Consider the following 13,500-nt stretch of genomic DNA (forward strand, 5'->3'; position numbering starts at 1 on the left):
ATGGAGTCTGCGATGGCCTGGTTGTCGCTGCTGCTGTTCCTGCCCTGGTTCCTGCTGCTGGGCAGCCTGTACTGGCTGTTTCCGCGCCAGCCGCGCAGCGCGCGGCGGCGCCTGTTCGATGGCACCACCCTGTTCGTGGCGTTCGCGCTGAGCATCGTGTCGATGCTGTGGGGCTACCGCATTGGCGTGGTGCAGCCCGGCGCCGGCCCGATCTGGCCGCAGGTGCTGGCGGTGCTGTATGCCTATGGCGCGTTCCTGGCGGTGCTGGTGCTGGCGTTGCTGCTGCGGCCGCGATGGCTGGACCGGTAGAGCCGAGCCTATGCTCGGCTGATGCCTGACAGAATGGCAGCCGAGCGTGGGCTCGGCTCTACAGAAGAGCGCCCTCCGACCAAAGCCGCATCGAACCCGGGCCGCATGCGCGCCTACCATGGGCGTCTGTTTCCGAGACTGCCAGGTGCGTGCCGATGACCGCCGACCCCAGCATCCACACCATCGATACCGGTTTCCAGCGCCCGGACTTCGACGCGGCCTACCTGATCGTTGAAAACGGCCGCGCGGCCTTCGTCGACTGCGGCACCGGCCTGTCGGTGCCGGCGATGCTGCAGGCGCTGGCGGACGCTGGCCTGGGCGTGGACGCGGTGGACTGGCTGCTGCTCACGCACGTGCACCTGGACCACGCCGGTGGTGCAGGCCTGCTGATGCAGCAGTTGCCGAATGCGAAGGCGGTGCTGCATCCGCGCGGTGCGCCGCACATGATCGACCCGACCCGGCTGATTGCGGGTGCGACGGCCGTGTACGGCGCCGAAGAGATCGCGCGCAGCTACGGCCGCATCGAGCCGATTCCCGAACACCGCGTGGTGGTGGCCGAAGACGGCCACCGCATCGATCTCGCTGGCCGCGAGCTGGTGCTGCTGCACACGCCGGGCCACGCACTGCACCATTATTGCGTGTGGGATGCGCGCAGCCGCAGCTGGTTCACTGGCGATACGTTCGGCATCTCCTACCGCGAGCTGGACAGCGCGCAGGGCGCTTTCATCTTCCCGACTTCCTCGCCGGTGCAGTTCGACCCGGAGGCAATGAAGGCCTCGATCCAGCGCATGCTGGGCTATGGCCCGCAGGCGATGTACCTGACCCACTACGGCCGCGTGGAGCAGGTGCAGAAACTGGCCAACGACCTGTTCGAGCAGATCGATGCGATGGCCGCGATCGGCCGCCAGTGCGATGGCCGGCCGGACCGTCACCGCTGCCTGCTGGCCGCACTGCAGGCGCTGTACCTGGAACGTGCACAGCTGCATGGTTGTGCGCTGGACGATGCGGCAGTGACCGCCGTGCTGGCGATGGACATCGAACTCAACGCGCAGGGCCTGGCCTGCTGGCTGGACCGCATCAGCAGGTAGACCCACGCCCTGCGTGGATGACGTGGGCCCAGGCTGCGCCGTGATGTCACGACCACGTTACACTCTGGTGACTTCCAAGCTAGCCGTGGTACTGCCGTGAATCCGATGCGCGTGTTGCTGCTGTCGTCCTGCCTGTTCGTCGGGGGCCTGGCCCATGCGGCCAACGACCTGCCGGGTGGCGGCATCGATCCGCAGGCACTGTCGCGGCATGTGCGCGTGCTGGCGTCGGATGAGTTCGAGGGCCGCGCACCGGCCACCGAGGGCGAAGAGCGCACGGTGCAGTACCTGATCGAGCAGTTCCGCAGCTATGGCCTGCAGCCGGGCGGCGTAGACGGCAGCTGGGTGCAGCCGGTGCCGCTGGTGCGCGCGCAGCTGGAGGGTGAGGCCAAGGCCAGCCTGTCGCTGAAGCAGGGCAAGCGTGCGCTGGCCAATGGCGCGGACGTGACCCTGCAGAGCCTGCAGCCGCGCAAGCGCGTGCAGATCAAGGATGCACCGTTGGTGTTCGTCGGCTACGGCATCGACGCACCGGAACGCCACTGGAACGACTATAAGGACGTGGACCTGCACGGCAAGATCGCCGTGGTGCTGATCAACGACGCCGACTTCGAGGCCGATGCACCGGGCGCGTTCGATGGCAAGGCGGTGACCTACTACGGCCGCTGGACGTACAAGTTCGAGGAAGCCGCACGCCGTGGCGCCGAGGGCGTGCTGATCGTGCACGAGACCGCGCCGGCCGCGTATGGCTGGGCCACGGTGAAGAGCTCGGGCACTTCGCCGCTGTTCGACATCGAACGCAGCCAGGCCGAGGCGATGGCGCAGCACACGCCGCTGCGCGGCTGGATGCAGCGCGAGCTGGCCGAGGCGATCTTCGCCGACGCGGGCCTCGACTTCGATGCGGAGAAGCGCAAGGCGATGCGTGCCGACTTCCGCCCGGTGGCGCTGGACAACGCCAAGCTGAGCGTGGACTTCGCGCTCAAGCGCGAACAGGTGGTGACCCGCAACGTGGTGGCCAAGCTGCCCGGTGGCGAGCATGCCGACGAGGCGGTGATCTTCTCCGCGCACTGGGATGCGTTCGGTATCGGCCAGCCCGACGCCAAGGGCGACCGCATCCGCCGTGGTGCGATCGACAACGCCACCGGCGTGGCCACGGTGCTGGAACTGGGCCGTGTGTTCGCCGCTGGCCCGCAGCCACAGCGCACGCTGTACTTCGTGGCACTGACCGCCGAAGAGAAAGGGTTGCTGGGCGCCAGCTACTACGCCGCGCATCCGCTGGCGCCGCTGGACAAGACCGCTGCGGTGCTGAACATCGAGATGTTCAGCCCGGATGGCCCGACCCGCGACATTGCCTCGTGGGGCAAGGGCCGGGTGTCGCTGGAAGGCGATCTGGAGCGCGTGGCCAAGGCCCGTGGCCGCAGCTACAGCCCGGACCCGAACCTGGAAGCCGGCTTCTTCTACCGCGCCGACCACTTCGCCTTTGCCCGCCTGGGCGTGCCGGCGATCACCATCGGCCCGGGCCTGGACAAGCTGGATGGTGGCGTTGAAGCCGGCCGCGCGCTGCGCGAAAAGTACTTCGCCGACTGCTATCACCAGGCCTGCGATGCCTGGACGCCGAGCTGGGACCCGAGCGGCCACGCTGCCGACACCCTGCTGGTCTACGACCTGGGCGCCGAGCTGGCCAACAGCCGCCGCTGGCCGACGTGGGAAAAGGAATCGGAGTTCCGCGGCGCGCGCGACAAGAGCGAAGCGGCCCGCCGTTGAGTAATGCCGGCCAGCGGCCGGCACTACCGAAAGAAGGTGGCTTTGCCGGCCAGCGGCCGGCACTACCCGCGCCGTCGCAGCAGCTTCCACGCGCCCCAGCCGCCGGCGGCGAGCGCGGCCAGATAGCACGCCGCCATCGTGCGCAGGCCGACCAGCGGCCCCGCGTTGACGCCGCGATGCAGCCGCAGGTGCAGCGAGCTGTGGCCGCTGCCCAGGTCCATCGCCAGCTGCAGCGCCAGCGCGGCGCAGAACACCAGCAGGGCGACCCCGAACCCCGTGCGCGGCCACGTGGCCTGCGCGTTGGGGCGGCGCAGCACCCAGGCCAATGCCGTGACTGCGGCCAGCGTCACCGCGATCCACATCAGCGCGGTGGCGGGAGACGTAGCGGCCACCGGCATTGCACCAGTGGCCGCGATCAGGGCAACGCGCTTACTTGCGGGTGCCGTCGAGCCAGTTCGGGCCCTTGTTGGTAAGGAAGAACACATAGACCACCAACGATACCGCGATCGTGGCGGTCACGTAGATGGCGAACCAGTCGACATGGCCGGTCTTCAGCGCGCCCTGGTACAGCAGCGGGGCGGTGCCGCCGAACAGCGAGTTGGCCAGCGCATAGCCCAGGCCCACGCCCAGTGCACGCACGTGGGTGGGGAACAGCTCGGCCTTCACCACCGCGTTGATCGAGGTGTAGCCGGTGAGGATGACGAAGGCCAGCGCCAGGGTCAGGAAGGCCAGGGTGGCGTCATGCTGGTGCGGCAGCTGGGTGATCAGGTACCAGCTGTACAGCACGCCGCCGACGCCGAAGAACACCAGCAGGGTCTTGCGGCCGATGATGTCCGACAGCCAGCCGCCGACCGGTTGCAGCACCATCAGGAAGGCCAGCACGCCCAGGTTGATCAGGGTGCCGGTCATCGGGTCGTTGCCGGCGAAGGCGCTCTGGATCATCTTCGGGCCGTTCACCGAGTAGGTGTAGAAGGCCACGGTGCCGCCAGCGGTGATCAGGAAGCACAGCAGCAGCGGCCGCCACTGGTGCACGAACAACTCGTACATCGAACCGGACTTCTTTGCCTTGCCCTCGCGCGCGGCTTCGATGGACGACTCCGACAGCGATTCGTCCATGCCCCGGCGCAGCCAGAACACCACCACCGCGGCGATGCCACCGATACCGAAGGCGATGCGCCAGCCCCACTCGGAGATCTCCGGCTTGCCCCAGAAGGTCAGCATCAGCAGCAGGGTCAGCTGGGCCAGCACGTGGCCGCCGACCAGGGTGACGTAGTGGAACGAGGACAGGAAGCCGCGACGGCCCGGAATGGCGGCCTCGGACATGTAAGTGGCGCTGGCACCATACTCGCCGCCAGTGGCGAAGCCCTGCAGCAGGCGCGCGAACAACAGGATCACGGCGGCCCAGATGCCGATGCTGGCGGCGGTGGGGGTGATGGCGATGAGGAACGAGCACAGCGCCATCAACGTGACCGAGACGGTCAGCGCCAGGCGGCGGCCGTGGCGGTCGGCGAAGCGGCCGAAGAACCAGGCGCCGATCGGGCGCATCAGGAAGGTCGCCGCGAAGATCGCCCACACGTACAGGGTGGAGTTCTTGTCGTCCGGCGAGAAGAACTGCGATTCGAAGTACACGGCGAACACCGAGTACACGTAGACGTCATACCACTCCACCAGGTTGCCGGCGGAGCCTTTGAGGGTGTTGGAGATCGACCGCCGCAAGGCGGCACGGTCGTTCGCGGGGACAACAGGTTGGGACGTGGTGCTCATCTGGGTGGAAATCCTCGATGCGGCGCGTCCGTGCGCAGGGAAAACGGCGTCCGGTCTTGGGGCGGCGCGGCCGGGCAGCCTTCTTGGTACTGCATCGGCCGTCAACACGGGGTAGCAGACCAGAGCAGGGTGCATGGATGGATGACAGCGTGCCACCGTATGGGGTCCCGGACCATACTCAAAACGTCCTAGAATCCGCCTTCCCCCGGCTCCCTGGTGTGTCATGTCGGCTCCCCCCTCTTCGTCTGCGGCTGCCCCCCGGGGTGGCCTTGTCGCGCTGGCACTGCTGCTGGTCTACGTGGTCTGGGGCTCGACCTATCTGGGCATCGCCAAGGCCCTGCACGGCGGCGCACTGCCGCTGACGATGGTCTCCGGCAGCCGCTTCATCATTGCCGGCGGCCTGATGTTCCTAGCCTTGCGCCTGTTCTGGAAGCTGCCGAACCCGACGCTGCGGCAGTGGCGCAACCTGGTCATCATGGGCGTGACCATGCTGGTGCTGGGCAACGGCATGGTGGTGCTGGCCGAGCGCGAAGTGTCCTCGGGCCTGGCCGCCACGGCGGTGGCCTCGGTGCCGCTGTGGATGGCGCTGTTCTCGGCGCTGCGCGGGCAACATGCCAGCCGTGGTGAGTGGCTGGGCATCGCCATCGGCTTCCTCGGCGTGGTCTGGCTCAACGCCGGCAGCAGCCTGACCGGCTCGCCGACCGGGCTGGTGCTGCTGCTGATCGCGCCGATCGGCTGGGCGTTCGGTTCTGTGTGGGCACGCGGCCTGGACCTGCCGGGTCCGTTCATGACCGCGGCCGGGCAGATGATCTGCGGTGGCGTGCTGCTGGTGCTGATCGGCCTGGCGGTGGGCGAGCGCCCGACCACGCTGCCCGATACCGGTGGCCTGCTGGCGATGGCCTATCTGTGCGTGTTCGGCTCCATCGTCGCGTTCACTGCCTACGTGTGGCTGCTGCAGAACGTGCGCCCGGCGCTCGCGGGCAGCTACGCGTATGTCAATCCGGTGATCGCGGTGCTGCTGGGCGCGCTGCTCAACGGTGAGCGCTTCGGTTGGCGCGACCTGCTGGCCATGGCGGTGATTCTTCTGGGTGTGGTGGTGCTGACAATGGCAAGGACGAGAAGGAAGTGAGCATGGACGAGAAGGAACAACGCCGGGGCCTGCTGGTCACCGCATCCACCTTCGTGATCTGGGGCCTGGTGCCGGTCTACTGGCACCTGCTCAACGAGGTGCCCTCGTTCCAGATCATCGCCCACCGCATCATCTGGAGCACCGTGCTGGTGCTGGGCTGGCTGTTGATCAGCGCACGCCTGGGCTGGTGGCGGAAGATCGCCGCGCAGCCGCGCGCGCTGCCGATCCTGCTGGTGTCGAGCCTGACCATCGCGTTCAACTGGGGCCTGTACATCTGGGCGGTCAACGCCGGTCATGTCATCGAGACCAGCCTGGGCTACTTCATCAACCCGCTGGTGAACGTGCTGCTGGGCGTGCTGGTGCTGAAGGAACGGCTGCGCCGGCTGCAGTGGGTAGCGGTGGCAATGGCGGCGGTGGGCGTGGCCTGGCTGACCATCGATGCAGGTACGCCACCGTGGATCGCGCTGGGCCTGGCCTGTTCGTTCGGCCTGTATGGCCTGCTGCGCAAGCTGGTCTCGGTCGACCCGGTGGCCGGCCTCGGCGTGGAGAGCATGTACCTGTTCCTGCCGGCGCTGGCGTTTGCGATCTGGGCCGAGAACGGCCACGGCGGTGCGTTCTTCCATGGTTGGGGCTGGCGCAACGACCTGCTGCTGATCTTCGGCGGCGCGGTCACCGCCGTACCGCTGATCGGCTTCGCCTATGGCGTGAAGCGCATTCCGCTGTCGCTGGTCGGCATCCTGCAGTACATCGCGCCAAGCCTGCAGCTGCTGCTGGGTGTGTTCTTCTTCCATGAGGCATTCGACACTGCCAAGGCGATCGGGTTTGCAGCGATCTGGGCTGGCCTGGTGCTGTTCGTCGGCGACAACATCCGCACGATGCGCGCCAAGCGCTAGCGCCGGCGGGGATCCGACCCCGCTTCCACGCAAAAAAGAACGGCGCCCCGAGGGGCGCCGTTCTGCTTCCATCCACGGCCAGGAGAGAGGGATGGCCGTGGCGGGAACGCGGTTGCAGGCTTAGAAGCGCTGCTGGTACTTCATGTACATGAAGCGGCCGATGTCGAAGCCACCGTAGTAGGTGAAGCTGCTGTTCGGCTGGCTGTACATGATCGGACCCTGGTGGTTGAACACGTTGTTCACGCCCAGCGACACGGTGCCATCCCACGGCAGGCTGTAGCGCACCTGCAGGTCGTGGAAGGTGTTGGAGCCCACCTTGTTGGTTGGCGAGGCGCTGGTGTACGACGAGTTGAAGCCCGGCATGTTGCATTCGTCCATGTACGAGCACTTCTCCTTCATGCTGGAGTAGTAGCGCGCGGTCCAGCCGATGCCGAGGTCGCCGTACTGCCAATCCAGGTTGAAGGTGGAACGCACGCGGAAGTCGCCGGCCCAACCGGTACGCTGTTCCACCGGGGTGGTGGCGGCGCTGTCGTTGCGCTGCTCCAGGTAATCGGTATAGGTGGTGTTCCAGTTGACGGCGAACTTGCCGAACGCGGTTTCCGGCAGGCGGTAACGCACGTTGATGTCATAGCCGGCGGTTTCGCGGTAGCCCGCGTTGACCAGCGAGCGGTCCAGCGAGTTGACTTGGCCGTTGCTGCCACGAGTGAAGCGGCCACAGGCAGCATCCGAAGCCTGCACGTAGCACTGTTCCAGGATGTTGGTGGCCGACTCACCGACGATGGCGTTGTCGATGCGGATCTTCCACCAGTCCAGGCTGACGTCCAGGCCCTGCACGAAGTCCGGGCTGTAGACCAGGCCCACGGTCCAGGTCTTGGCGGTTTCCGGCTTCAGGTCCGGGTTGGAACCCGAGCTGAAATCGGTGGTGGCCTGCTGGCCGGGCTTGGTGGCCACGCTGCCATCGCTGTTGAGCTGGCGGAAGTTGGCCGGCACCTTCAGCGCCTGGCAACGGGCAGCGACGGCCGGGCTGGTGGCGGCGGTGCCGAAGGAGGTATCGCACGGGTCGGTGAACGAGTCGCGGCTGCTGACGGTGCCGCCGTACAGGTCATCCACGGTCGGCGCACGGAAGCCGGTGCCGTAGGTGGCGCGCACCAGCAGGCTGTCGATCGGCTTCCACTTCAGGCCGAACTTGCTGTTGGTGGTGGAACCGAAGTTGTTGTAGTCCGAGTAACGACCGGCCACGTCCAGCGACAGTTCGCGGGCGAACGGCAGGTCGGCCAGCAGCGGCACCTGCAGTTCCAGGTAGACCTCGTTGAGCGAGTAGTTGCCGCGGGTCGGCTGGCCGCTGGTGCCGGCGATCTCGCCCTTCTGCACCTTCATGTCCGGCGTGTAGCTGGCCTCCTCGCTGCGGTGCTCGAAGCCCATCGCGGCCAGGATGTCGCCGGCCGGCAGGGTGAACAGCGAACCGGAGATGTTGCCGCTGGCGACCTTGGTGGTGCTCTGCATCTTGTCGACGAAGCGGGTGAACAGGTAGTCCTTCACGTCCTGGTTGCTCAGCGAGCCCGGGCCGGTGTAACCCATCGGGGCGGCCGGGTTCCACGGCACGCAGCCGGTGATCACCGCGCCCGGCGCACCGCAACGGGCCACGTTTCCGTCCATGAAGGACGGGCCGACGGCCAGGTTGACGTGCGGCTGGTACATGCTGCCGGTACCGATGCGCTCGCCTTCGTTGCGGTTGTACATGTAGTTGATGTTCCAGTCCCAGTACCGCGAACCGGTTTCGAAGCTGCCTTCCAGGCCGATGCTGGCGCGCTTGGTTTCCAGGTTGTTCTCGGTGCCGCGCGGCAGTTCCTCTGTGCGGTGCGCGAACAGCGCATCCTGGCCCCACAGGTTGAACGCGCTGTCCTTGGACAGGGCGGCACGGCTGCCATTGCGGGCCTGCGCGGCGCTGACCGAGTACGGGTAGCCGGCCAGGTGCTTGGTCGACTCGCGCTTGCTGTACAGCGCGTCGGCGACGATGCGCAGGTTGTCAGTGATCGAGAAGCCACCGTTGGCGAACACCGAGGTGCGCTCCAGGCCGGTCAGCAGGCTCATGTTCGACTTGGTGTTGGCACCATCGGCCGGGTCCGGCGCATGGAAGTTGCCGGCCTTGCTCGGGTCGCCGCCCGGACCCACGGTCAGGTTCTTGCCACCGACGGTGACGTAGCCCCACGGCGTGTTGCCGTTGAGGCCATCGTTCGGGTGGCGCGGGCCGTTGGTGTAACGGCTGAACTCGCGGTCCTTGCCCAGCACCTCGTCTTCCTTGGTGCGCTCGGCGCCCACGCTGAACCAGCCGCGTTCGAAGGTCTTGCCGAAAGTCGCGCTGTAGGCGCGCTTCTGGCCGTCACCCTGGCCGTACTGGCCGACATAGACGCTGGCTTCGCCACCATCGAAATTCTTGCGGGTGATGATGTTGACCACACCGGCGATGGCATCGGAGCCGTACAGCGCGGAGGCGCCGTCGGTCAGCACTTCCACGCGCTCGACGATGGACGACGGGATCGAGGCCAGGTCGGAGTAGCCGCCGGCGCTGACGCCCATGCGGCGGCCGTCGATCAGCACCAGGCTGCGTTCCGGGCCGAGGTTGCGCAGGCTGACGTACATGCCGCCGAAATCGCGCGAAGAAGTCAGCGACGAGGCGCGGCTCATGCTCGGCGCACCGGCGGCAGGAATGTCCTGCAGGATGTCGGCGACGTTGACGTAACCCTTCTTCTCGATCTCGGCGCGGTTGAGCGCGACCACCGGCTGTGCGGTTTCGACACTGGCCTGGCGGATGCGCGAGCCGGTGATTTCGATGCGGTCGAGGTTGGTCGGGGTATCGCCGGCGCTCTGTGCGAAGGCGGGGGCGGTGCAGCTGGCGGCCAGCGCGATGACGATCGCGTTGCGCAGCGGATTGGTTTTCAGGGACATCCGTGAAATCTCGTGTTTCAGTAAAAACATGCGCCCGTTCTATGGGCGCGTGGGGTGCTGCAAACCAACGTGGGGGGCGCGATTCTAGAATGTTTCCATTCGTAACTGTTTGTCTCGACGCCGCTGGAAGTGCGCGAAGATGAATCGCAACCAACAATCCACAGATGCACTGTGCGCAGCGTCACGCGCGCTGCGTTTGCGATGAGCAGAGGCATCGATAGCGGCGGGTTTCCTGCAATCTGTAGCAGTGCATGTGCGCAGGCATCCATCCACGCATGGCGTGGATCTACTGCATCGAGATCGGGGTCAGATCCCTTCGCGTAGCGAAGGGATCTGACCCCGCCAACGAAAAAGGGACGGAGCCTTCGCTCCGTCCCCTGCGTGATGCGCAGTCCACCGCTGCATGATGCTCAGGTTTCGCGCAGCGCCGTGGTGATCGGCAAACGCGCCGCGCGCAGCGCCGGGAAAAGGCCGCCGACCAGGCCGATGCCCAGTGCCCATTTCAGGCCGGTCCACAGCAGTTCCGGTGATACGTGGAACTTGAACACCACCGCGCTGAAGTTGCTGCCGATGGTGGACACGCTGTAGCCATTGAACAGCAGCCATGCAACCGCACAGCCGAGCAGGCCACCGAGCAGCGCCAACAGCATCGTTTCCAGCATCACCGCCGTCACTACCGGCAGGCCGCGGAAGCCGATCGCACGCATGGTGGCGATTTCGCGGGCGCGCGTGGCCACGGCCGCATACATGGTGTTGAGCGCGCCGAACACCGCACCGACCGCCATGATCGTGCCGATCACCTTGCCCAGGATGTCGATCAGCTTGGTCAGCCCGCCGCCCTGCTTGCTGTAGTAGACGCGGGTGGTTTCCACGTCCAGCTTCAGGCGTGGGTCGGCAGCGACGGCCGCCTTGAACTGATCGAAGCCGGCCTTGCCATCGGTACGCACGCTGATCGACTGCCAGGCACTGCGCTGGTAGGTGGTGGCCAGCGTATCGGCGTCGGTCCACAGTTCCGAATCATGCGCATCGCCAGTGGCGAACACACCTACCACGGTCCAGGTCTGGTTGCCCAGCGTCAGCGTCCTGCCGACCTCCATGTCGCGGAACTGGCCCTTGGCGCCCTGGCCGACCACGATCTCGCGCAGCCCGGTGGCGAACTTGCGGCCCTCAACGATCTTGACCTTGTCATGCACCGCCCACGCCTGCGGGCCGACGCCGCGGAACTGGGCGTTGACGTCGGTGCCATCGGACTTGGACACCAGGTTGACCACCTGCGACAGTTCCGGTGACAACAACGGCCGTCCCTGCGCATCGCGGCTGATGCCGGGCAGGGTGGACAGCATGGGTACCTGCTCGCGGGTGATCACCGAGTTGGTCTCGGCCTGCGAGCCACCGCGCAGCACGATGGCAGTGGTGTCATCGCCGGTGTTGTTGAGCGTGGCCTGGAAGCCTTCGCCCATCGCCAGCATCGCCACCAGCACGCCGACCACGCCGGCAATGCCGACCACGATCACCGAGGACGCGCCCCAGCGTTGCGGCAGGCTGGCCACGCCGATGCGGGTGGCGGCCAACGCCAGCCGTCCACCGCGGGTCAGCAGCAGCCACAGCGTTACCAGCACGGCCACGGCCAGCACGCCAAACCACGGCAGCCCGATCCACAACACCAGGCCGATCGCAAGCAGCAGCACGGTTACGCCGTTGCCCAGCCACTTCTTGAGCTTGTTCATCTGCAATCCTCCTCAGCGGCCGGCCAGTGCATCGACGATCTTCAGGCGCTTGGCACGCAGCGCGGGCAGCAGCCCGACGATGATGCCGATCACTACGATCAGGCCCAACCCCATCAGCCAGGTCGGCGTTGGTACGTGTGGCGGCAGCATGCCCATGCTCTTCGGGCCGATCGCCGGCAGGATCAGGGCGGCCAGGCCCATGCCGATCAGGCCACCGAGGCCGATCAGCAGCACCGATTCCACCATCACCAGGGTCAGCACGGTGCTGTCCTTGAAGCCCAGCGTTTTCAGCGTGGCCAGCTCCGGCACGCGCTCGCGCACGGCCTGCGCCATGGTGTTGCCGGTCAACAGCAGCAGGGTGAAGAACACCGCGCCCATGATCGAGGTGACGATCATGCCGATATCCGCGAACTGCTTGACGAAGGCCTGCTGGAACGCCGATTCGGTCTGGGTCTTGGTCTCGTGGTCGGAGTTCGCCGAGATCGCATCGATCGCCTGTGCCACCCGCGAAGAGTGGTCCGGGTTGTCCAGCGTCACCGTGTACCAGCTCACCTGGTTCTTGATGTAGTCGTTGGATTCGTCGAAGTACTTCCAGTTCATCATCAGTTGGCGTTCTTCATTGGCGGCCAGCGCGCGGTCCTTGGAGCGGTAGACGCCCTTGAGCACCAGTGGCCAGTCATTGCTGCCGCCACGCGGGAAGATCGTCGCCTGCAGCGGGATGGTATCGCCGATCTTCCAGCCGAACTGCTTGGCCAGGGTTTCGCCGACGATGGCGCCGGTGCGGGTCTGCTTCCAGTCCTCCAGTTGTGCCGGATCGATCTGCAGCTCGCGGTAGACATCGAAGTAGTTGGGTGACACCGAGAAGTTCGGGAAGAAGTTCTTCGGGTCCTGGTAGATGCCACCAAACCACATGCCATAAGCCACGTCACGGACACCGGCTACCTGGCGCACCTGTGCTTCCAGCCGGATCGGCAGCGACTGGGTGATCGACAGCCGCGAGGCCACGATCAGCCGGTTGGCACCTTCCACGCTGCCACCCGACGAGAACGCCACCCGCACCGAATCGAGCATGCCGAACAGCAGGAACGCGGCCACCACCGACAGCAGGGTCAGCAGGGTGCGGGTACGGCTGCGGAATAGCTGTGCCCACACCAACGAGAAGTATTTCATCGCTGTGGCCTCCGTCAGTGGGCCAGCGGCGCGTCGGCCAGCTCGCCCTTGTCCAGGTGCACCGTGTGCGTGGCGTACTCGGCGGCCTTCGGGTCATGGGTGACCATGATGATGGTCTTGCCGTGCTCGCGGTTGAGCTGCTGCAGCAGGCCGAGGATCTCCTCGGCCGATTGGCGGTCGAGGTCGCCGGTCGGTTCGTCGCAGATCAGGAAGGTCGGGTCGGAGACGATCGCGCGGGCGATCGCCACGCGCTGCTGCTGGCCGCCGGACAGTTCATTCGGGCGATGGCTGCGGCGATCGGCCAGGCCCACCAGGGTCAGCGCGATCTCGGCATTGCGGCGGCGCTGCGCCGCGCTGAGGTGGGTCAGCAGCAGTGGCAGTTCCACGTTCTTCTGCGCGGTCAGCATCGGCATCAGGTTGTAGAACTGGAACACGAAGCCAACGTGGTGGCTGCGCCAGGTCGACAGCTGGCTACCGCTCATCTGGTCGATGCGCTCGCCTTCGATGCTGATTTCGCCGCCACTGGGGTTGTCCAGCCCACCGATCAGGTTGAGCAGGGTGGTCTTGCCCGAGCCGGACGGGCCCATCAGCGCGACGAAGTCGCCGCTGGCGATGTCCAGGTCGATGCCGTGCAGCACCTGCACTTTCTCGGGGCCACGCTGGTAGGTCTTGGTGATGTTGCGCAGTGAAACCAGGGTCGACATGGGTGGTTCTCC

General features: G+C 66.4%; 11 protein-coding genes. 5 read left to right on the forward strand and 6 right to left on the reverse strand.

Annotated features, from left to right (window positions below):
* The first annotated feature begins 12 nt into the window (after positions 1-12).
* The 3 genes from ACZ75I_RS01195 to ACZ75I_RS01205 all read left to right on the forward strand — a co-directional run bounded on the left by ACZ75I_RS01195 (position 13) and on the right by ACZ75I_RS01205 (position 3,155).
* The gene (locus ACZ75I_RS01195) at positions 13-309 is read left to right on the forward strand and encodes a hypothetical protein (RefSeq protein ID WP_061478773.1); all 297 of its coding nucleotides are present in this window, start codon (positions 13-15) and stop codon (positions 307-309) included.
* A 155-nt stretch (positions 310-464) separates the two neighbouring features.
* Positions 465-1,397, forward strand: a complete 933-nt coding sequence (locus tag ACZ75I_RS01200; protein ID WP_180868098.1) for an MBL fold metallo-hydrolase — start codon at positions 465-467, stop codon at positions 1,395-1,397.
* Positions 1,398-1,502: 105 nt separating this feature from the next.
* Complete coding sequence (locus tag ACZ75I_RS01205) at positions 1,503-3,155, forward strand: M28 family metallopeptidase (protein WP_180868174.1); 1,653 nt, start codon at positions 1,503-1,505, stop codon at positions 3,153-3,155.
* 62 nt (positions 3,156-3,217) lie between these two features.
* Here ACZ75I_RS01205 and ACZ75I_RS01210 read toward each other — a convergent pair whose 3' ends face one another.
* Complete coding sequence (locus ACZ75I_RS01210) at positions 3,218-3,553, reverse strand: hypothetical protein (RefSeq protein ID WP_231352479.1); 336 nt, start codon at positions 3,551-3,553, stop codon at positions 3,218-3,220.
* Between the two features lie 31 nt (positions 3,554-3,584).
* The gene (locus ACZ75I_RS01215) at positions 3,585-4,919 is read right to left on the reverse strand and encodes an MFS transporter (protein ID WP_005420583.1); all 1,335 of its coding nucleotides are present in this window, start codon (positions 4,917-4,919) and stop codon (positions 3,585-3,587) included.
* Between the two features lie 223 nt (positions 4,920-5,142).
* Between ACZ75I_RS01215 and yedA the strand changes: the two genes are divergently transcribed.
* Positions 5,143-6,048 (forward strand): drug/metabolite exporter YedA, encoded by a 906-nt coding sequence (gene yedA / locus ACZ75I_RS01220; protein ID WP_061478769.1) that lies wholly within the window; start codon positions 5,143-5,145, stop codon positions 6,046-6,048.
* Entirely contained in the window at positions 6,045-6,941 is an 897-nt protein-coding gene (gene rarD / locus ACZ75I_RS01225; RefSeq protein ID WP_065178981.1) for an EamA family transporter RarD, read from the forward strand. Before yedA ends, rarD begins: the two co-directional genes overlap by 4 nt.
* Before the next feature lie 120 nt (positions 6,942-7,061).
* On the opposite strand, the gene ACZ75I_RS01230 is transcribed toward rarD, so the two are convergent.
* The 4 genes from ACZ75I_RS01230 to ACZ75I_RS01245 all read right to left on the reverse strand — a co-directional run bounded on the left by ACZ75I_RS01230 (position 7,062) and on the right by ACZ75I_RS01245 (position 13,488).
* A complete protein-coding gene (locus ACZ75I_RS01230) occupies positions 7,062-9,887 on the reverse strand; it encodes a TonB-dependent receptor (protein WP_180868095.1) in 2,826 nt (941 codons plus the stop codon).
* A gap of 410 nt (positions 9,888-10,297) precedes the next feature.
* Entirely contained in the window at positions 10,298-11,614 is a 1,317-nt protein-coding gene (locus ACZ75I_RS01235) for an ABC transporter permease (protein ID WP_061478766.1), read from the reverse strand.
* 12 nt (positions 11,615-11,626) lie between these two features.
* A complete protein-coding gene (locus ACZ75I_RS01240; RefSeq protein WP_061478765.1) occupies positions 11,627-12,784 on the reverse strand; it encodes an ABC transporter permease in 1,158 nt (385 codons plus the stop codon).
* 14 nt (positions 12,785-12,798) lie between these two features.
* Positions 12,799-13,488 carry an ABC transporter ATP-binding protein gene (locus ACZ75I_RS01245; RefSeq protein ID WP_180868093.1) on the reverse strand — a complete coding sequence of 230 codons (690 nt, stop codon included), beginning with the start codon at positions 13,486-13,488 and terminating at the stop codon, positions 12,799-12,801.
* Positions 13,489-13,500: the final 12 nt, after the last annotated feature.

The sequence above is a fragment of the Stenotrophomonas sp. X genome (genome assembly GCF_055721025.1).